20 protein-coding genes and 1 pseudogene are annotated in these 18,888 nt (G+C 70.7%); 9 read left to right on the forward strand and 12 right to left on the reverse strand.

Features of this window, described 5'->3' with window-relative positions:
• Nucleotides 1-26 precede the first annotated feature (26 nt).
• The 3 genes from J7E91_RS00905 to J7E91_RS00915 form a co-directional block, all read right to left on the reverse strand.
• Entirely contained in the window at nt 27-1,097 is a 1,071-nt protein-coding gene (locus J7E91_RS00905) for a DUF4034 domain-containing protein (protein WP_214898201.1), read from the reverse strand.
• Nucleotides 1,098-1,166: 69 nt separating this feature from the next.
• Complete coding sequence (locus J7E91_RS00910) at nt 1,167-1,766, reverse strand: GNAT family N-acetyltransferase (protein WP_214898203.1); 600 nt, start codon at nt 1,764-1,766, stop codon at nt 1,167-1,169.
• A gap of 82 nt (nt 1,767-1,848) precedes the next feature.
• Nucleotides 1,849-2,280, reverse strand: a complete 432-nt coding sequence (locus J7E91_RS00915) for a hypothetical protein (RefSeq protein ID WP_214898205.1) — start codon at nt 2,278-2,280, stop codon at nt 1,849-1,851.
• Between the two features lie 328 nt (nt 2,281-2,608).
• Between J7E91_RS00915 and J7E91_RS00920 the strand changes: the two genes are divergently transcribed.
• From J7E91_RS00920 to J7E91_RS00930, 3 genes are all read left to right on the forward strand, one after another.
• Nucleotides 2,609-3,376 (forward strand): SDR family NAD(P)-dependent oxidoreductase, encoded by a 768-nt coding sequence (locus J7E91_RS00920; RefSeq protein WP_214898207.1) that lies wholly within the window; start codon nt 2,609-2,611, stop codon nt 3,374-3,376.
• Nucleotides 3,377-3,402: 26 nt separating this feature from the next.
• Nucleotides 3,403-3,774, forward strand: a complete 372-nt coding sequence (locus J7E91_RS00925; RefSeq protein WP_214898350.1) for a MerR family transcriptional regulator — start codon at nt 3,403-3,405, stop codon at nt 3,772-3,774.
• Nucleotides 3,775-4,421: 647 nt separating this feature from the next.
• On the forward strand, nt 4,422-4,664 hold the full coding sequence (locus tag J7E91_RS00930) for a hypothetical protein (protein ID WP_214898209.1): 243 nt from the start codon (nt 4,422-4,424) through the stop codon (nt 4,662-4,664).
• Nucleotides 4,665-4,753: 89 nt separating this feature from the next.
• Here J7E91_RS00930 and msrA read toward each other — a convergent pair whose 3' ends face one another.
• Both msrA and J7E91_RS00940 read right to left on the reverse strand, forming a co-directional pair.
• Nucleotides 4,754-5,416: a peptide-methionine (S)-S-oxide reductase MsrA gene (gene msrA, locus J7E91_RS00935; protein WP_374224593.1), complete on the reverse strand. Its 663-nt coding sequence runs from the start codon at nt 5,414-5,416 to the stop codon at nt 4,754-4,756.
• Nucleotides 5,417-5,553: 137 nt separating this feature from the next.
• Nucleotides 5,554-6,660, reverse strand: a complete 1,107-nt coding sequence (locus J7E91_RS00940) for a hypothetical protein (protein WP_214898211.1) — start codon at nt 6,658-6,660, stop codon at nt 5,554-5,556.
• Nucleotides 6,661-6,719: 59 nt separating this feature from the next.
• Here J7E91_RS00940 and J7E91_RS00945 point away from each other — a divergent pair, with 59 nt between their 5' ends.
• A complete protein-coding gene (locus J7E91_RS00945; protein ID WP_214898212.1) occupies nt 6,720-7,877 on the forward strand; it encodes a cystathionine gamma-synthase in 1,158 nt (385 codons plus the stop codon).
• A gap of 59 nt (nt 7,878-7,936) precedes the next feature.
• Here the strand turns inward: J7E91_RS00945 and J7E91_RS00950 are convergent, their stop codons facing one another.
• From J7E91_RS00950 to J7E91_RS00965, 4 genes and pseudogenes are all read right to left on the reverse strand, one after another.
• Complete coding sequence (locus J7E91_RS00950; protein WP_214898214.1) at nt 7,937-8,128, reverse strand: DUF1059 domain-containing protein; 192 nt, start codon at nt 8,126-8,128, stop codon at nt 7,937-7,939.
• A 98-nt stretch (nt 8,129-8,226) separates the two neighbouring features.
• On the reverse strand, nt 8,227-8,478 hold the full coding sequence (locus J7E91_RS00955; protein ID WP_214898216.1) for a hypothetical protein: 252 nt from the start codon (nt 8,476-8,478) through the stop codon (nt 8,227-8,229).
• Nucleotides 8,475-8,997 (reverse strand): annotated as a pseudogene (locus J7E91_RS00960) (sigma factor-like helix-turn-helix DNA-binding protein). The gene J7E91_RS00955 and the pseudogene J7E91_RS00960 overlap by 4 nt, the downstream one beginning before the upstream one ends.
• Before the next feature lie 32 nt (nt 8,998-9,029).
• Nucleotides 9,030-9,578, reverse strand: a complete 549-nt coding sequence (locus tag J7E91_RS00965) for a MarR family winged helix-turn-helix transcriptional regulator (protein WP_214898218.1) — start codon at nt 9,576-9,578, stop codon at nt 9,030-9,032.
• A 145-nt stretch (nt 9,579-9,723) separates the two neighbouring features.
• On the opposite strand from J7E91_RS00965, the gene ilvA reads away from it, so the two are divergent.
• The 3 genes from ilvA to J7E91_RS00980 all read left to right on the forward strand — a co-directional run bounded on the left by ilvA (nt 9,724) and on the right by J7E91_RS00980 (nt 12,957).
• Nucleotides 9,724-10,953, forward strand: a complete 1,230-nt coding sequence (ilvA, locus tag J7E91_RS00970; protein ID WP_214898220.1) for a threonine ammonia-lyase — start codon at nt 9,724-9,726, stop codon at nt 10,951-10,953.
• A 181-nt stretch (nt 10,954-11,134) separates the two neighbouring features.
• On the forward strand, nt 11,135-12,106 hold the full coding sequence (locus tag J7E91_RS00975) for an ATP-binding cassette domain-containing protein (protein WP_214898222.1): 972 nt from the start codon (nt 11,135-11,137) through the stop codon (nt 12,104-12,106).
• Entirely contained in the window at nt 12,103-12,957 is an 855-nt protein-coding gene (locus tag J7E91_RS00980; RefSeq protein WP_214898224.1) for an ABC transporter permease, read from the forward strand. The genes J7E91_RS00975 and J7E91_RS00980 overlap by 4 nt, the downstream gene beginning before the upstream one ends.
• An 81-nt stretch (nt 12,958-13,038) precedes the next feature.
• On the opposite strand, the gene greA is transcribed toward J7E91_RS00980, so the two are convergent.
• Together greA and J7E91_RS00990 are read right to left on the reverse strand one after the other, a co-directional pair.
• Nucleotides 13,039-13,536, reverse strand: coding sequence for a transcription elongation factor GreA (greA, locus tag J7E91_RS00985; RefSeq protein ID WP_214898226.1), 498 nt, complete (start codon nt 13,534-13,536; stop codon nt 13,039-13,041).
• 146 nt (nt 13,537-13,682) lie between these two features.
• Nucleotides 13,683-14,102 (reverse strand): DUF4307 domain-containing protein, encoded by a 420-nt coding sequence (locus J7E91_RS00990; protein WP_214898228.1) that lies wholly within the window; start codon nt 14,100-14,102, stop codon nt 13,683-13,685.
• Nucleotides 14,103-14,199: 97 nt separating this feature from the next.
• Between J7E91_RS00990 and mca the strand changes: the two genes are divergently transcribed.
• Nucleotides 14,200-15,081 (forward strand): mycothiol conjugate amidase Mca, encoded by an 882-nt coding sequence (gene mca, locus J7E91_RS00995; protein WP_214898229.1) that lies wholly within the window; start codon nt 14,200-14,202, stop codon nt 15,079-15,081.
• Nucleotides 15,074-15,382, forward strand: a complete 309-nt coding sequence (locus J7E91_RS01000) for a hypothetical protein (protein ID WP_214898230.1) — start codon at nt 15,074-15,076, stop codon at nt 15,380-15,382. Before mca ends, J7E91_RS01000 begins: the two co-directional genes overlap by 8 nt.
• Nucleotides 15,383-15,652: 270 nt before the next feature.
• On the opposite strand, the gene J7E91_RS01005 is transcribed toward J7E91_RS01000, so the two are convergent.
• Nucleotides 15,653-18,877, reverse strand: a complete 3,225-nt coding sequence (locus J7E91_RS01005; RefSeq protein ID WP_214898231.1) for a tetratricopeptide repeat protein — start codon at nt 18,875-18,877, stop codon at nt 15,653-15,655.
• Nucleotides 18,878-18,888: the final 11 nt, after the last annotated feature.

Below are 18,888 nucleotides of genomic sequence, written 5' to 3' on the forward strand. Positions count from 1 at the left end.
TGACGCGGGGGCACCCGGCCTGCCCACTACGGGCGGCCGGACCCCAGCGCGGCGAGGCCGCGGGCGTGGTCGAAGGCCAGCGCGGGGTCGTTCGCGTCGGTCCACGGAGCGGCTCCGCACCAGCCTCCGATCAGCCGGAACTGGGCAAGGGCCTCGGCGTAACGCCCACTCTTCACCAGCGTCGCGGCGAGCAGGTGCCGTATCTGGGGCAGCCGGTGGTCTTCGGGGGCCGCCTGCGCCAGGTCTTCCTGGACGCGGGCGAGCATGGGCTTGGTGGCCCAGGTGCGGTAGGCCTGGTCGCCGTCCTGGAGCACAGCCTCGTGCACGGCGTGCAGATAGACGCCGGAGAGCAGGGAGCCGGCCGGCGCCGACTCCGCCGCCTCCTTGGCGAACTTGAACATGAGCTTGTGCGAGCCGTACCACTTCTGGCACCAGTACTGGAGTGCCTGCCAGTGGGCGTCGTAATGCTGCGGCGCGCGAGCGGTCAGTTCCGCCCACAGCTGCCGGAACTCGTCGTGCGAGAGCCCGAGTCCGCGCGCTGCGGCGACCATCGTGACCCACGGCGACGGGTCGCGCGGCGCCAGCCTGGCTGCCTCCTGGGCGGCGTACATCGCGGTGGGCAGCAACTCGGCGAAGAGCTCCAACTGGCCGTCCGAGGTCTGCTGGACGTACTTCTCACCGCGCGCCGCCCAGGCGCGCAGGAGGAGGGCATGCGCGTGTACGACGACGGCGTCGGCGTCCTTCGGCCGCTCGGCGCGCCAGATCCGCAGCCAGCGTTCGTCCTCGACCGCGATGTCCGCGAAGACCTCGACGAGCCGCCAGCGCGCCTCCCAGTCCTCGTCGTCCGTGGTTGCGGCCAGCAGGCCGGCGGCGGGCTCCCAGTCGCCCCGGCAGGCGGCTTCGACAGCGATGCGCAGCGCGGGTTCGTCGCGGGGCGGGCCGGAACGCCGGCTGTCGAGCTGATCGCGGGGGACGAGGCCGTAGGCGCTGGCGTCGAAGCGCTTGGCCTGCTGGTTGCGGAGGGCGATGCGGGTGACATGGACGAGAGCCCAGGCAAGACAGGCCAAGCCGACGATGGTGACGAGGTTCGTGAACACGAGACGTGATCATTGCTGGTCAGGGTCACGTTATGCGAACGAGCGGGACAATTACTGGACTCGCTGGACTCACAGGGTGGAGTGGCCGGCGTCGCTGGGGCCGCCCTTCCACTGGCTGCGTTCGAGGGCGTACTCGACTTCCCCGTGCTCCGAGCCCTCGATGGTGTCGGGCCAGTCCCCGAACCAGCGGCGTACGAAGATGAGGCCCGCCTTCTCCATCACGCGCCGCGAACGGGCGTTGACGTACATGGTGTTCGCGGTGACCCTCCGCACGCCGAGTTCGGTGAACCCCTTGGCGATCAGGGCGCGGGCTCCCTCGGTGGCGTAACCGCGCCCCCAGGCGGCCCGGCCGAGCCGGTATCCGAGCTCGACGACATCGGCGCTGTCGTCGGCCAGCGGCCGGAACTCGAACCAGCCGAGGAACGCTCCTGTCGTCTTCTCCTCGGCGGCCCAGAAACCGCGGGTTCCGATGCAGGGATATTCGTGCGTCAGTTGTGGCAGCACGCGCTCGATGACGAATGAACGGGAGGTGGGGCGCCCTCCGTTGATGAAGCGCATGACTTCGGGGTCACTGTCGAGTGCGACGAGCCGTTCGATGTCGCTGTCGATTTCGCTGTCACGGAAGGGGCGGAGGATAAGCCGTTCCGTCTCCAGGAAGATGCTGCGCATCTTCTGATCGTCGCGTCTGCGGCTGGTTCCGGCCAACGAATAACGGACGAATGAGCGGAGGGGGGCGGGTGGTGTTGTGTTGTCAGCCGCTGGAGGCGAGAACCGCTCGGACGAACTCGGCCGGTGGCGCGTAGCCGTGGGCCTCGACGTAGTGGGTGATCAGCTCGGGTGCGGCATAGACGACGCCCTCACCGATGACTCGTATCTCGGCACTGCCGCGCGGACAGTTGTCACGCGCACCGACGAGCCCGAGCAGCCTCGCGGCACACCAGGGGCAGAAGTGATAGCCGCGGGTCTGCTGGACGCGGTGGGTCTGCTGCATGCCTTTGAGCGCGTCCACCAGGCCGGGTGGGGCGTCGCCCTTGGCATACGGCCTGACCCGCGCGAGCCAGCCCACATTCACTTGCGGCAGACCACGGAAGGCGCGGGAGACGGGGCCGTCGGTTTCTCCGGGGCCGGGTGAAGATCTGTCGGTGTCGTAGGTGTACGGCGTCAGGTCTGCGTAGTAAGTCATGGTTGCTGTCTACCAGTGGCATTGCGGTGCGGGGGTATGGGCGGGGCCGGGGGCTACGGGGTGTGGCGGGGGTGTTGGTTGGCAGGGGGCGTTGGTTGCTTCTGGGGAAGCCCACGGGGAAGGCCCGGGAAGTGGTTGCTTGTGCGCTGCCGGGCGGCGGGTTCGGTGGGTGGGGCGCGTGAGGTCTAGGGGGTGGTCTGCCCATGCAGTTGCTTTAGGTCGGCGAGGGGGTCGTGATCGGCTTCAGTGGATGTAAGTGGCTGGGGTGCAGAAATTTGCTTCCTTCCCGATGAGACGTTGACCTTGCCGCTGGCGGCAGGGTTGCACGATGACCGGCATGAACAGCACCGCACCGCAGAGCAGCAGGATCGTCGTCGTCACCGGAGCCGGCACTGGCATCGGCCGGGCAACTGCCCGCGCCTTTGCCGCCGAGGGCGCCCACGTGGTCGCGATCGGACGGCGCAGCGAACCGCTCAAGGAGACTTCGGCCGGGCACGACCGGATCATGCCGCTGCCCGCCGACATCACCGCCCAAGGGGAGCCCGAGCGGATCGTCCAGTCCGTCGTGAAGGCACATGGTCGATTGGACGTGCTGGTCAACAACGCCGGCATCGTGCGCAGCGGCGCCCTCGGCATGCTGAGCCCGGAGCTGATCACGGATCAGCTTGCCACGAATCTCGTCGCCCCAATTATGCTGGCCCAGGCTGCGCTGCCGTTCCTGGAAACGTCGGGCGGAGTGATCGTCAATGTCAGTACGTCGGTGGGGCAGCGGGCTTGGCCCGGCAGCTCCGTCTACGCGGCGACCAAGACTGCCCTGGAACTGCTGACTCGCAGTTGGGCGGTTGAGCTGGCACCCCGCGGTGTCCGGGTGGTGGCGGTCGCCCCCGGCGCGATCGACACCCCCATCGGAGAGCACCAGGGCCTGACGTCTGAGCGGATGGCCGCAGTGCGGGAGTGGCAGCTGGCGCACACTCCGCTGGGCCGGATAGGCCGCCCCGAGGAGGTGGCCTGGGCGATCACCCAGCTCGCCGCACCGGCTGCATCGTTCGTCACCGGAGTCGTACTCCCAATCGACGGCGGAGCCGTCGTGGCGTGATAGGAGTGTCTTGGGAGGTGGGACGGGTGCGGATCGGTGAGCTGGCCAGGACAACTGGGACGACTGCTCGTGCGCTGCGGCACTACGAGCAGGCCGGGCTGATCTTCTCCGAACGGGCCTCCAACGGCTACCGCATCTACGACGAGCAGGCGGTGGTGCGGGTCCGCAACATCCGCTACCTGCTCTCCGCCGGGCTCACCCTGGACGACGTGCACGTGTTCCTGCCGTGCCTGGACGGCGATGTGGCTGCCGCACCGCCCTCAGACACGGGCTTGCGGGTCGCACAGGAGCGGTTGGCGGTCCTCAACGAACGAATCGCCGCCCAGACCGAGGCCCGCGACCGGTTGGAAACCGCACTCCGGGAGCAGGCCGGCGGTCGGGTCCGCTCGGTGGCCTAACCAGTTGTCTCACCGGAATTTCCTGTACCTCGGCTACTCACTCCCGTTGAGCGCAGGTCTTCCAGCCCGCCGACCGCTCTTCGGCTTCTTCGTCTGATTGCGGATCCAGCGGCCGGGCTCGACGGTGTCCCGCCCGGCGCGGCTTCGAAGCACCGGCCATCGATTGGGCTTCTTGACTGCTCGGGGGTAGTTCCCCTAGCTCGGCCGCCGGGTACTGCTCGCGGTCCAGCAGTGCCGTGCCCAGGTACCAGGTAGGCGACCTTGTTGTCCTTCAGGAAGGTGATGACGCGCAAGATCGTCTGCTTGGGCAGGGTTCGGCCTTCCCGTCCTGCCCGAAGTCGGACCTCCTTGCCCGGTCGTATCATCGACAGGTAGGAACCGTCCGGCAGCTCTTCGCGGGCGGTGCCGAGGTGGTTGGACTGGAGCCTGACGAGCAGGTTCGCACCGGTCACGCTGAAGGTGTGGGCGAATTCGACCGACCAGAAGCCGCGGTCGGCGATGACCAAGTCGCCTGGGCCCGTGGAGCTGGCCAGCGGGTAGGCCAGGCTGCGTTCGCCGTCGCGGTAGCCGCCGAGGCCGGGCATCGACGACCCCGCGTTCCGATTTCGGCGAGCACCACCGCCCTCACTTGTGGGAAACCGAAGGGGATGCCGCCGGTGGACGGCCCGTCGAAGGTGTCGCCGTTGCTCACTGAGTCGGGAAGGTCGAACTGGGTGCCGTCCAGGGCGAGCAGCCGCAGCCTGGCGGCGGCACTCACCACGTGCCTGAAGCATGCTGCGGACGAGACGCGGATACGCGGCTGGATCGCCGAGCTGGAGAGTGCCGTCCTCGGCATCGAGGACCTGCGTCGGCGTGCCGCAGCCCTCCGGGCGTCGGGACGCCACCCCTGACGGACCGGCACGGCACGGTATGGCCAACAAACCACGCCACGGGCGGCCCCCCGTGCCTCGTACCCCGCGCCCCGCCCGAGAGCCTGGGCTCAGCCGTTCGCCTTGGCCACGCCGATGGGGCAGCTCACGCCCGTCCCGCCGATGCCGCAGTAGCCCGCCGGGTTCTTGTCGAGGTACTGCTGGTGGTACGGCTCCGCCGGCCAGAAGGGGCGGGTGTCCGCCGGGAGGATCTCTGTGGTGATCGTTCCGTGGCCGGAGTCCGTCAGGACCTTCTGGTACGCCTCGCGGGACGCCTCCGCGGCCGCCGCCTGGGCGGGGGAGTGGGTGTAGATCGCCGAGCGGTACTGCGTGCCCACGTCGTTGCCCTGGCGGAAGCCCTGGGTGGGGTTGTGGTTCTCCCAGAAGACCTTCAGCAGCTGCTCGTACGAAACGGCCGACGGGTCGAAGACGACACGGACCGCCTCCGTGTGTCCCGTCAGGCCCGAGCATGCCTCCTCGTACGCCGGGTTCTCCGTGTAACCGCCCTGGTAGCCGACGAGCGTCGTCCAGACGCCCTCCGTCTGCCAGAACTTGCGTTCCGCGCCCCAGAAACAGCCCATGCCGAAGTCGGCGATCTCCAGACCGTCGGGGTACGGGCTCACGAGCGGGTTGCCGAGGACCGTGTGCCGGGAGGGGACCTCGAACTCGGGGGTCGGGCGGCCCTTCAGGGCCTGCTCCGGGGTGGGGAGCTGGGGGGTACGGCCGAACATCATGCGGATCTCCTCCTGGACGGTCTGCGCCTAGGGACAACGCAGGGCGGGGGCGGAGGATTCCACGGAGGCCGGACCTGCGCCTTTTGCGGTCGGTTGATCGGTACGGCGCAGGTCCGTGCGGACCGGTCCCGCAGTCCTCAGCCCGGCAGCGTCGCCGGGCTGCCGCCGTTCGCCTCGTAACCGGCGACCGCCAGCGCCCGGTACACCGCGTAGTCCGCCGCCGGGTCCGGGCTGTGCGTCCACGGCAGCGCGCCGACGTGACCGTCCACGTGCCGCAACTGGTTCATCGCCTCGGACCAGCGTTCGGCGCGTACAAGGAAGAGGATCAGGAGGTGGCGTACGTGCGCCAGCATCGGGTCGTCCGGGCGCGCGGCGTGCACTGCGTAGAGCGCGCCCTCCATCGCCTTCGTCACCACCGCGCTCTGGTAGAAGCCGCGCACCAGATTGACCTCGGGCAGGTGCTCGTACACCGCGAACAGGGGCAGCGCGGCGAGCAGCGAACCCTGCGGCGCGCGGGCGGCGGCCGCCGTCGCGAAGGCGTCGGCGGCCTCGCGCGACCCGTGCCACTTCTCGCTGCGGTAGCTCAGCGCGGCGAGGTGCGCGCCCATGTGGTCCGGCGCACGGTCCAGGATCTTCGCCCACAGCTGGTCGAACTCCGGCTCGGGGTAGGCCAGTCCGCGCGCGACCGCCAGCTCGGTGATGTACGGAACGGGGTCGCCCGGGGCGAGGAGCGCCGCCTCGCCGCATACCGTGCGGGCCTCCTCCAGGATGATCCGGAAGTCGTCCGTGCCGGGCGTCGACGTACGCCACGCCTGCTGCACCAGGAACTCGGCATGCACCTGCGCGCCGCCCGCGTCCTTCGGCGACTGGGCGCGCCAGGCCCGCAGCCAGCGCCCGCCCTCGCCGGGCTGCTGCGCCAGCTCCAGCGACGCCGCCCCGGCGAACGCCTGCACGCGCTGCCAGCGCACCTCGCCCTCCTTCGGTGTACCCGCGAGGAGCTGGGCGGCAGCCCGCCAGTCCTGGGAGCGCTGTACCACTTCCAGTACGTCTTCCAGGTCCTGGTCCGGGCCCGGCATCCGGACGTCGAGCAGCTCCTGGCGTACGAAGCCGTAGTCGGCCGGGTCGGCGGCGTCGGGGGAGCCGGGCGCGACGAGGCGGATGCCGCCGGCGCGCCGGCGCAGTACGACAGGGCCGATGACCGCCGCCAGCATGCACAGAGCGATCAGGAACCAGAGAATCTCCATGGCCCCATTGTCCCGGACCGCGCGGGGACCCGGGCGCCGACGAACTACGCTCGTTTCCCATGAGCGACCAGCACAGCGACCAGCACAGCTTCGAGACCCTCGCGATCCACGCCGGAAACACCGCGGACCCCCTCACGGGCGCGGTCGTACCGCCGATCTATCAGGTGTCCACGTACAAGCAGGACGGGGTGGGCGGACTGCGCGGCGGCTACGAGTACAGCCGCAGCGCCAACCCGACACGCACCGCCCTGGAGGAGAACCTGGCGGCGCTGGAAGGCGGCAGCCTCGGGCTGGCCTTCGCGTCGGGCCTGGCGGCGGAGGACTGCCTGCTGCGGACCCTGCTGAGCCCCGGCGACCACGTGGTCATCCCGAACGACGCCTACGGCGGCACCTTCCGGCTCTTCGCCAAGGTCGTCTCGCGGTGGGGCGTCGACTTCTCGGTCGCGGACTCCTCCGACCCGGCGGCGGTACGGGCGGCCCTGACCCCGAAGACCAAGGTGATCTGGGTCGAGACCCCCTCGAACCCGCTCCTCGGCATCAGCGACATCCAGGCGCTCGCGGACGTCGCGCGCGCGGCCGGCGTACGCCTGGTCGTCGACAACACCTTCGCGAGCCCCTACCTCCAGCAGCCGCTCGCGCTCGGCGCCGATGTCGTCGTGCACTCGACGACGAAGTACATGGGCGGGCACTCGGACGTCGTCGGCGGCGCGCTGATCGTCAACGACGCGGCGCTGGGCGAGGAGCTGACGTACCACCAGAACGCGATGGGCGCGGTCGCCGGGCCCTTCGACGCGTGGCTCGTGCTGCGCGGCATCAAGACGCTCGCGGTGCGGATGGACCGCCACAGCGAGAACGCCACGCGTGTCGCGGACCTGCTGACGCGGCACCCGCGCGTCACCCAGGTCCTTTACCCGGGGCTGCCGGAGCACCCCGGTCACGAGACCGCGGCCAAGCAGATGAAGGCGTTCGGCGGGATGGTGTCGTTCCGCGTCGAGGGCGGCGAGGAGGCGGCGGTCGAGGTCTGCAACCGCGCGAAGCTCTTCACGCTGGGGGAGTCGCTGGGTGGAGTGGAGTCGCTGATCGAGCACCCGGGCCGGATGACGCACGCGTCGGCGGCGGGGTCCGCGCTGGAGGTTCCGGCGGATCTGGTGCGGCTGTCGGTGGGCATCGAGTCGGGTGACGACCTGCTGGCCGACCTGAAGCAGATGCTCGGCTGACCCCGGCGGGGACGAAGTGCCCGCCCGGGCGGCGCTCGGGCGGGTGCGGCTCAGACGGCTCAGATGCCGGGCTTCTCGTCCTCCAGGGAATCCCTGACCATCTGGCGCAGTTCGGGGGTGTCCTGGTGCTCGTGGACGGATATCGCGTGCTCAGTGGCCGCCCGTACGACTTCCTCCTCCTCGCCGGCGATCCTGAGGGTGCAGTTGCTCACGCTGGGGGTCTTCCGGCAGTCGGCGACTTTTCTGGTCACAGTGACCGGCCTCCTCCGGCTCGTACTGCGCGACTGTCTTCGATTCCTTCCATTCCAGCCTAAATCCGGGCGAGGTCGGACATGGGGGGCGCACGGACCTACCAGCCCTCCAGCGGCGGCGCGACCTCCGACGGCGGCGCCACCCACGGCTGCTCCACCAGGGCCCACACCGTGAACGTCACCACCGCCAGCCCCAGCAGCAGCCACATCAGCCGCCGCGCCAGCACCCGTCGGCGCAGCAGTCGCGCCCCGCGCTCGACGGCGCGCGGGCCCAGGTCGGCGGGGACCGGCGGGTGCGGTCCCGCCAGCATCCGCCGCACCTCGTCCTGCTTGCGGTCGGGGAAGCTCACGGCGTCGTCACCTCCGCCGCCGACCCGGCCGCGGCGGGCGGCGTACTCCGCATCGCGGCTGTCGCGCGCGTACAGATCGCCCTGACCCGCTCCGCCGGGAGCCCGAGCTGCGCCGCGGTCTGCTCCTCGGCGACGCCCTCGTACAGGCGCAGGACCAGGACCAGCCGCTCCTGCGGCGTCAGCCGCTCCAGCACCCCGCCCCCGCCCCCCGGCGACGGGTTCGCGGTGGTGAGGCGCGCAGAGCCGGCCGTGCTGGTGGTAGCGCCACGTGGTGCGGGCGAAGCGGGCGGCGAGGTCCTGGCGGCTGTGGTCGTACGGGTCCTCGCCGCGCAGCCGTTCCCAGTCCGCGTACGTACGGGCGAGCGCGGCCGTCAGCAGTTGCCGCGCCCGCGCGTTGTCGTCCGGCGGCTCCGCCGTCAGCAGCGTCGCGGCATGCAGCAGCCGTCCTGCCGCGCCCGCGACGAACGCCTCGAACTCACGGGCTCTGCGGCGATGCCGAACCGCCTGCCGCTCTCGCACGCCCTCATATCAGGCCAGGAACCGGCCCGGGGTCAAGAGGCCGGCGGCGCCTCTGAGCCGGTGGCTGCCCCCTCCGCGCCGGGCTCGGTGCCGCCCTCCGCCCCGGCCGCACTCTGCCGGGCCGACAGCGCGGAATTGAAGCGCGTGAGGAGCGTGCAGAACGCGTCGCGCTCCTCCTCGGTCCAGCCGTCCGTCACCTGCGCCATCAGTTCGCGCCGCGACGAACGCACCTCGTCGAGCCGCGCCTGGCCGCGCGGCGAAAGCTGGAGCACGACCGCGCGGCCGTCCTCCGGGTGCGACGTGCGCTTGACGAGGCCCGTGTCGACGAGCGGCGCGACCTGCCTGGTCACGGTCGACGAGTCGATCCCCATGCCCGCGGCCAGCGCCTTGACGCCCATCGGGCCTTCCTGGTCGAGCCGGTTGAGCAGCAGATAGGCCGCGCGGTCCATGGAGTTGCGGACCTGGCCCACGCCGCCGAGCCTGGTCTGCTCGGCGCGGCGGGCGAAGACGGCCACCTGGTGCTGGAGGGCATCGAGGAGGCCGGTGTCCGGATCAGTCGTCATGTCCTGGGAAGTGGGCATGGCTGGGGGCTCTCTTCGTGCGGTGGTCGGTTTGGTGGGGGACAGAGTACGCGGGTGGCAGCGGGTGCGTACCGGCGCTGCGCGAAACGGTCGGAAGCCTCGCCCCCGGCGGCCGCCCGACCGCTGAGCTGCCAGACTTGCGGTCATGAGCTTCCGTACGACCGATCCCTTCCGCAACGTCATCCTCGACGACATACGCGGGGCGCAGAAGATGCTCTCCGGGGTGGTCAGGACCACGGCGATGGAAGGCAGCCGGCATCTGTCGCAGCTGGTCGGGTCCCCGGTCCACCTGAAGTGCGAGAACCTCCAGCGGACCGGTTCGTTCAAGCTGCGCGGCGCGTATGTACGGATCGCCGGGCTGTCCCCGGAGCAGCGCGCGGCCGGCGTCGTCGCCGCCAGCGCCGGCAACCACGCCCAGGGCGTCGCTCTCGCCTCGACCCTCCTCGGCGTACGGTCCACGGTCTTCATGCCGGTCGGGGCGCCCCTGCCGAAGGTCGCGGCGACGCGGGAGTACGGCGCCGAGGTGCGCATGCACGGTCAGGTGGTCGACGAGGCGCTGGCCGCCGCGCAGGAGTACGCCGACCGGACGGGTGCGGCCTTCATCCACCCCTTCGACCACCCCGACATCGTCGCGGGCCAGGGCACGCTGGGTCTGGAGATCCTGGAGCAGTGCCCGGAGGTACGGACGATCGTCGTCGGGGTGGGCGGTGGCGGGCTGGCCGCCGGTATCGCGATCGCGGTCAAGGCGCTGCGCCCCGACGTGCGGATCATCGGCGTACAGGCGGCGAACGCGGCGTGCTATCCGCCGTCGCTGGCGGCCGGGCGGCCGGTGTCGGTCGACACGAGGCAGACGATGGCGGACGGCATCAAGGTGGGGCGGCCCGGCGACGTACCTTTCGCGGTCATCAATCACCTGCTCGACGGTGTCGTCACGGTCACCGAGGACGAGTTGTCGAGTGCGCTGCTGCTGTGCCTTGAGCGGGCCAAGATGGTCGTCGAGCCGGCCGGTGCGAGCCCGGTCGCGGCGCTGCTGAGCAAGCCGGAGTCGTTCGAGGGTCCGGTGGTCGCGGTCCTGTCGGGCGGCAACGTCGATCCGCTGCTGATGCAGCGCATCCTGCGGCACGGCATGGCGGCGGCGGGCCGCTACCTGTCGCTGCGGCTGCGACTGACCGACCGTCCGGGCGCCCTGGCGGCGATGCTGGGGGTGCTGTCCGTGGTCGACGCCAACGTCCTCGATGTGGGTCACGTACGGACCGATCCGCGGCTCGGACTCACGGAGGTCGAGGTGGAGTTGCACCTGGAGACGAAGGGCCCCGAGCATTGCGCGGAGGTCAGGTCGGCGCTGCGGGAAGCGGGATACACGGTGATGTCCTGAGGGCCCGGGTCGCGACGGCTCGGTTCCCCGAGGGCTTCTTCGAAAAACACCTCGCCGTGACGCGATGTATCGCGTTACGGTGGAATCTCGTGCGCGCAACCCTGCTGCTCAACCGGGCGGGGCAAGACCGACAAACCTAATATTCGCGTAGGAATTCGCCAAAAACATATGGGGGACCCTTATGCCAGGCGCCATCCACGCCGAAGGCCTGGTGAAAACCTTCGGCGACGTAAAGGCTCTCGACGGTGTCGACCTCGATGTGCCGGAAGGCACGGTCCTCGGCCTCCTCGGCCCGAACGGGGCAGGGAAGACCACCGCCGTGCGCGTGCTGACCACACTGCTCCAGCCCGACAGCGGCAAGGCGGTCGTCGCCGGCATCGACGTCCTCAAGCACCCCAACGAAGTACGCCGGTCCATAGGCCTGTCCGGCCAGTTCGCCGCCGTCGACGAATACCTCACCGGGCGCGAGAACCTCCAGATGGTCGGCAGGCTCTACCAGATGTCCGCGAAGGGAGCGAAGGCCCGCGCGGACGAACTGCTGGAGCGCTTCAACCTCGCCGACGCCGCCAACCGTACGGCCAAGACGTACTCCGGCGGCATGCGCAGGCGCCTCGACCTCGCCGCCGCCCTGGTGGTCAGCCCGCCCGTGATGTTCATGGACGAGCCGACCACCGGACTCGACCCGCGAAACCGCCAGCAACTGTGGGAGGTCATCCAGGAACTGGTATCCGGCGGTACGACGCTGCTGCTCACCACCCAGTACCTCGAAGAGGCCGACCACCTGGCCCACGACATCTGCGTCATCGACCACGGCCGCGTCATCGCGCGCGGCAGCTCCGACCAGCTCAAGGCCCAGACCGGCGGCGAACGCATCGAGGTCGTCGTCCACGACCCCGAGTACCTCACCGCCGCCGACGAGGTACTGCGCGCCTTCGGCAAGGGCGCGAGCAAGACCGAGCGGCACACCCGCAAGATCACGGTCCCGGTCACCGGCGGCGCCAAGCTGCTCGCCGAGGTCATCCGCGAACTGGACATCCGCGGGGTCGAGATCGACGACATCGGGCTGCGCAGGCCCACCCTCGACGACGTCTTCATCTCCCTGACCGGTCACGCGGCCGAGGCCGCGGAGGAAGAAGCGGAGGCCGCCAAGTGAGCGCCGTAACGGACACCGCACCCGGCACCCGTGCCCCGCAGCCGCGCGGCGGACTCTCCCAGTCGGTCACCGACTCGCTGGTCATCGCCAAGCGGAATCTGATCCGCATGGCCCGGATCCCCGAAATGGTCATCTTCGGGCTGATCCAGCCCGTGATGTTCGTGGTCCTCTTCAGCTACGTCTTCGGCGGCTCCATGAGCATCGGCGGCAGCCTCGACCCGGAGCGGTACCGCGAATTCCTGATGGCGGGCATCTTCGCCCAGACCGTTACCTTCGCCACGGCCGGCGCGGGCGCGGGCATCGCGGACGACATGCACAAGGGCCTCGTCGACCGCTTCCGCTCCCTGCCCATGGCGCGTGGCGCGGTCCTCACCGGCCGCACTCTCGCCGACCTGGTGCAGACGGCGCTGACGGTCGTGGTCCTGGCCGTCGTCGGCCTGCTGGTGGGCTGGCGCGTTCACGAGGGCATCCTCAAGGCGCTCGGTGCGTTCGCCCTGCTGCTGTTCCTGGGCTACGCGTTCTCCTGGATCGGCGCGCTGATCGGCCTGTCGGTCCGTACCCCTGAAGCGGCCACGTCGGGCGGCCTGATCTGGCTGTTCCCCGTCACTTTCGTCTCGAACGCGTTCGTGGACCCGACGATGATGGCCTCCTGGATCCGCCCGATCGCCGAGTGGAACCCCTTCAGCGCCACCGTGCAGGCCTGCCGCGAACTCTTCGGCAACCCGGGCGTCGTCCAGTCCGACGCCTGGCCCATGCAGCACCCGGTCCTGGCCTCGCTGCTCTGGTCGGCCCTGATCATCGTGGTCTTCAGAACCCTGGCAGTGCGCAAGTACCGCTCGGCCTCGATCTGATACGAGGAGACCCCCGGCCGCCTGGTGGCGGGCGGGGGTCTCCTCGTGTCTGCCGGGCGAGGCGGCCGATCCGGTGGGCGCTCAGCCCTGGTACGGCGTGGCGTCGAGGATCTTCACCGAGGCCTTGTTGCCGTTCGGCAGCTCGTACTGCGCGTCCTCGCCGACCTTCTTGCCCATCACGCCGGTGCCCAGAGGGGACTGCGGCGAGTAGGTCTCGATGTCGGCGCTGGCGTACTCGCGGGAGGCGAGGAGGAACGTCATCGTGTCGTCCTCGTCGCCGTCGAAGGCGATCTTGACGACCGTGCCGGGGGCCACGACGCCGCTGGTCGTGGGGGCCTCGCCGACCTTCGCGTTCTCCAGGAGCTGGGTCAGCTGGCGCACCCGGAGCTCCTGCTTGCCCTGCTCCTCCTTGGCGGCGTGGTACCCGCCGTTCTCCCGCAGGTCCCCCTCCTCGCGGGCAGCCGCGATCTTGCCGGCGATCTCCGTGCGTGCGGGACCCGACAGGTACTCCAGCTCGGCCTTGAGCTGGTCGTACGCCTCCTGGGTCAGCCAGGTGACGCTTTCGCTGGTCTGGGTCACAGGTGCTCCTCGTCGGTACTTGGAATACAAAGCAAGCATCGCCCTACCCAGAAGGATGTGCCTCCACGGGCGGGCGAAACCACGAGCCTAACAATTCAGGCGGAAAAGGGGGAGGAGGAAAACTGCCGGAACGGGATCACCGCAGGTCAGCCGGTGGAACCGCCGTCTGCCGTGCAGCCTGTCAGCTCAGTGCTCGTCGCCCTGGCCGTCGTACGCACCGTGTAGATCTCGTCGATGCGGTCGGTGTCCGTCCTGTCGATACGGACGTCCCTGCGGCCCACTTCCGCGCCGTCCTCCGAGAGCGAGCGCAGCGTGCACGTGCCGGTCGCGTCCGCCTTCTTGCGTACCTCAAGGTGAACCTTGACCTCGGAGTCCGACACCGTGTCGAACTTGATCAGCTCGGCGCTGATCCGCTGGCCGGCGATGTAGTCGTAACCGAACCAGGCCGTCATGGCGAGAAGCGCGGCACCCAGCACTGCGCCGACGACCTTGAGCCTGCGGTCCGCGCGCTCGTCCGCCGAGCGGCCGTAGCGGCCCTCGGGAAGGTCCTGACGCACCGCGCCCATGATCGTTCCTCCTGGATCCGGAACTCCGGAATTTTCCGTCCCCCGATTCGGTCACTATAGAAGCCGCTTATTGCGCCGAATCACTGAGGATCGAGTCTTGACTGAGCAGCTGCGACTGATGGCCGTTCACGCCCACCCCGACGACGAGTCGAGCAAGGGTGCGGCGACCATGGCCAAGTATGTGTCCGAGGGGGTGGACGTGCTGGTCGTGACCTGCACGGGGGGCGAGCGCGGTTCCATCCTCAATCCGAAGCTCCAGGGCGACAAGTACATCGAGGAGCACATCCACGAGGTCCGCAAGAAGGAGATGGACGAGGCCCGCGAGATCCTGGGCGTCCGCCAGGAGTGGCTCGGCTTCGTCGACTCGGGTCTTCCCGAGGGTGACCCGCTGCCGCCGCTGCCGCAGGGGTGCTTCGCGCTGGAGGATGCGGAGGTGGCGGCGGGCAGGCTGGTGAAGTCGATCCGTTCGTTCCGTCCGCAGGTCATCACGACGTACGACGAGAACGGCGGCTACCCGCACCCCGACCACATCATGACCCACAAGATCACGATGGTGGCTTTCGAGGGGGCGGCGGACACCGAGAAGTTCCCGGAGGCGGAGTTCGGCCCGGCCTACCAGCCGCAGAAGCTCTACTACAACCAGGGCTTCAACCGGCCGCGCACCGTCGCGCTCCACGAAGCGCTCCTGGAGCGCGGCATGGAGTCGCCGTACGGCGAGTGGCTGGAGCGGTGGAAGGAGTTCCAGCGGGACGAGCGGACGCTGACCACGTACATTCCGTGCGCGGACTTCTACGAGATCCGTGACAAGGCGCTCATCGCGCACGCCACGCAGATCGACCCCGACGGCGGCTGGTTCCGCGTCCCGATGGACGTCCAGCGGGAGGTCTGGCCGACGGAGGAGTACGAGCTGGCCAAGTCGCTCGTCGATACGTCCCTCCCCGAGAGCGACCTGTTTGCGGGCATCCGCGACAATGCCTGATGTGAACGTAACCCTGGCAATGACGCAGTTCGTGCCGCTCGCCGCGGACAAGTTCGACAAGAACAAGGTGACCCCGGGTGTTCTCGGGTTCCTGGTGTTCGCGGCGCTTGCCGTCGGCGTGTGGATGCTGATGAAGTCGATGAACCGGCACATGGGGAGGGTGAACTTCGAGGAGGCGCCGGATCCGGCGGCGGAGGGGGAGAAGGCGTCGGCGTCGGCGTCCGTCCCCGCTTCTGCTTCCGGCTCCGCTGAGGCGCCGGCCTCGGGGGACCCTGCGGGGGAGCGACCGAAGGAAGCGTAGGTCCGGGGGTGCGGGGGCGGGGGCCCTGCGGGGCTTGTTCCCCACCCCGCCCCTTCCCGAACTGTGGCTCCGCCCCAGGCCCCGGTCCTCAAGCGCCGGACGGGCTGGGGCGGGCCGGCGGTTGCTGGGGCTCCGCCTCAGACCCCGCTCCTCAAACGCCGGAGGGGCTGAAAGGCCGCCCCCCCCCACGCGGCGGAGCCGCAAATGTCGCGGCAGGGGAGGGGCGGGTAGGGGGAACACAGGCGCCCGGGCCCGCACCGCGCCCCGCCCTCACCCCCGTCCCACCCCCACCGGCACCCCCATCACCTCCCGCGCATGACGGTTCGGGACCATGTTTAGTCGCCATGCCTGCCAGCCCTCCGCCAGGTCCACGCCCCGCTCCAGGACCAGGCCGTATGCCTCCGCGCAGTCCTCCAGCTTGCCGTCGCGCGTCGGGTGGGGCGCGCGGAGCAGCTGGGCGAGTTCCTCCTGGGCCACCGCCGTGCCGACCTCCGAGCCGCCCGGTGAAGCGAACGGCAGCAGCGTGCAGCGCAGGAAGCGCGCCCAGTCCGCGCCGCGCTGGTCGTCGTACGACGTGAAGAGACGCACCGCCTCGTCGCACAGCTCCAGCGCCAGTGCCGGGCGGTTGTTGCCCGCGTCCACGATCGCCAGCTCCAGGCACGTCCACGCCTCGCCGTGGGCGACCCCGATGCGGTGGAAGTCGGCGCGCGCGTCGACCAGGAGCTGGCGCGCGAAGCCCGAGTTACGGAGATTGCCCGTCTGGGCCGCGCGCTGGTCGCGCGTGACGCGGCCCGAGTGGTGGCGTGCGCAGGCCAGCCCGTACACGTCCCGCATCCGCGAGAACATCCCGCGCGCCCGCTCCAGCTCCCGCACCGCCTGGTCGGCGTCGCCGAGCTCCTCCAGCGCCTGCCCCAGGTAGTAGAGGGTCCATGCCTCGCCGCGCGCGTCCTCCGCGTCGCGGTGGCGGGACAGGGCCTGGCGCAGCTGGTCGACGGCCGGGGCCGGATCTCCGTCCACCAGGCGCGCGCGGCCGAGCTGCGTCAGGGCCCACGCCTCGCCGCGGCCGTCGCGCGTACGCCCGTACAGATCCAGCGCCTCACCCAGCTGCACCTCGGCACGCGGTACGTCGCCCATCCGCAGGTAGACCTGCCCGAGCTGGAAGTGCGCCCACGCCTGCCCGTGCAGGCTCTCGCTCGCGCGGTGGAGGGTGAGGGCGGTGTCGAGGTGGCTGACCGCGTCGGCGAGGTTCGCCCGGTCGCGCTCCACCGCCGCCAGCGCGTGCAGCGTCCACGCGCGGTCGGCGGCCAGCCCGTCCGAGGCCTGGAGCGCGAGCGCCTCGCCCAGCTTCGCCGCGGCCTCCCGCAGGTTGCCCTGGTGGTGGAGTGTGATGCCCAGCGAACACAGGGCGCGGGCCGCGCCGGCCTCGTTCTGCGCCTCGAAGTACAGATCGACGACCGAGGAGAGCGTCGTACGGGCCTTGTCCAGCTCGCCGAGCTGGCGGGCCGCGATGCCCGTACGCCACTGGACCGAGCGGACCAGCAGGCCCTGGTCGACGGCCTGCGCCAGCTCGCTGATCTCGCCCAGCCGGTAGAGGTCACCGCGCAGCAGGCAGTAGTCGCACAGCGCGCCCAGCAGGTTCAGCACGGCCTGCTGGTCGACCCCGTCCGCCTGCCGCAAAGCCGCCGTGATGAAGCTCGACTCGTCGTCCAGCCAGCGCAGGGCCGCGTCGAGGGAGGTGAAGCCGTGGGCCCCGAAGTGGTCGGCGCGTGTTGACGTCTTGCCGTCCACCAGGCGGATCACCGAGTCGGCCAGCTCGCCGTAGTTGCGGATCAGTCGCTCCTGCGCCGCCGCCCGGTCCGCCGGTTCCTCCTCGTCGAGCAGCCGCGCGTGCGCGAAGGCCCGTACGAGGTCGTGCAGGCGGTAGCGGCTGCCCCGGACGTGGTCGATGAGGCCCGCCCGCGCCAGCGCGGCCAGCAGCCGCTGCGCCTCGTGCTCGTCGGTGGCCAGCAGTGCCGCCGCCGCTGCCGCGCCCAGGCTCGCCCGGCCGGCGAGCGCGAGGCGGCGCAGCAGGCGGCGGGCCGCGTCCGGCTGGTCGCTGTAGCGCAGCCACAGCGCGCGCTCCACCGGACCGACGGGACCGTACGCGGCGAGATCCGTCGCCAGCGCACGCGGAGTGCGCGGGCCGAGGGAGGAGCCCGCGACGCGCAGCGCCAACGGCAGCCCGCCGCACAGCTCGGCGATCTCGTCGGCCGCCTCCGCGTCGTACGGCCCCTCCTTCTCCTCCGCCACCTCCCGCAGCAGCTCCTCCGCGCCCACGGAATCCAGCGCCTCCACCGGCAGCTGGTGCACCCACGCCGGGATGTCGGCGGGCAGATCGAGCGGCTCGCGGGCCGTCACCAGCACCAGACTGTCCGAACGCTCGGGTACGAGCGTGCGCACCTGCGCCGCGTCCGAAGCGTCGTCGAGCACCACTGTCACCGGCAGGCCCGTCAGATGCTGGTGGTACAGCTCGGTCAGCCGGCGCAGCTGCTGTTCCTGCGAAGACCGCTCCCGGAAGAGGAGCTGCTCACGCGGCGCGCCGAGCCGGTTGAGCAGGTGCAGCAGCGCCTCCCGCGTCGAAAGCGGCGTCTCACCGGTCGTGTCGCCGCGCAGATCCACCACGCACGCGCCCCGGAACTGGTCCCTGAGGTGATGTGCCGCCCGCACGGCCAGCGTCGTACGCCCCGAACCCGGCGCGCCGTGCAGCACCACGACCGTCGGCCGCGTCTCGGTGCTGGCCCGCGCCGCGTGCACCCACTGCGCGATCTGCCCCATCGCGCCCCGCCGCCCCGCGAACGGTCCCTCCGGCTCCGGCAGATGCCCGAAGGACTGCTCCAGTACGGACCGTCTGCGCGCCGCCTGGCTGCGATCGGTCCCGCGCAACTGCCCGACGACGGTGGTTTTCTTCGCCGTACCCGTACGCCCACGGGGCGCGGCCAGCAGCACATGCTGCTGGTCCAGGAACGGCCGTATCCCCCGCACCTCCAGCGCCGTCAGCCACTGCAGTCTCAGCTGTTCGGACCCGCCGGGCTGGGCCAGCGCGCCGGCCCTCCGGTGAGCGGCGGGCCAGTGCGAGGCGGTGACCTTGGCGACGGTGGCGGCGGCCCCGGCGACCGCGACGACGGCCCCGGCGGCCAGCGCGGTGCCGGCGTCCGTACCGAGGGCCATGTCCGCGCCGAAGGCGGCAAGCGCGGCAACGGCCGTGACCAGACCAGGGGTCGAGAGATCCGCACTGCCGAACCGTTCCGCCAGCGACTCCCGCCCGGCCCGCGCCTCGTCCAGCGCCCTGACGTACGCGGCGTACTCCTCCTGCGCCCCGGCCGCCATCTCCTCCAGCGCGGCCCGCCCCCGCATCAGCAGCGCCTGGGCGTCGACCCGCCCGCCCGACCGCCGCGCCTGTTCCTCGACGGCCCGTACCAACAGCCGCTCCGCCTCGGCCCGGTGGCTGTCCCGCATGTGCGTCCCCC

The sequence above is a fragment of the Streptomyces sp. ISL-99 genome (assembly GCF_018614005.1).
Classification (GTDB): Bacteria; Actinomycetota; Actinomycetes; order Streptomycetales; family Streptomycetaceae; genus Streptomyces; species Streptomyces flavidovirens.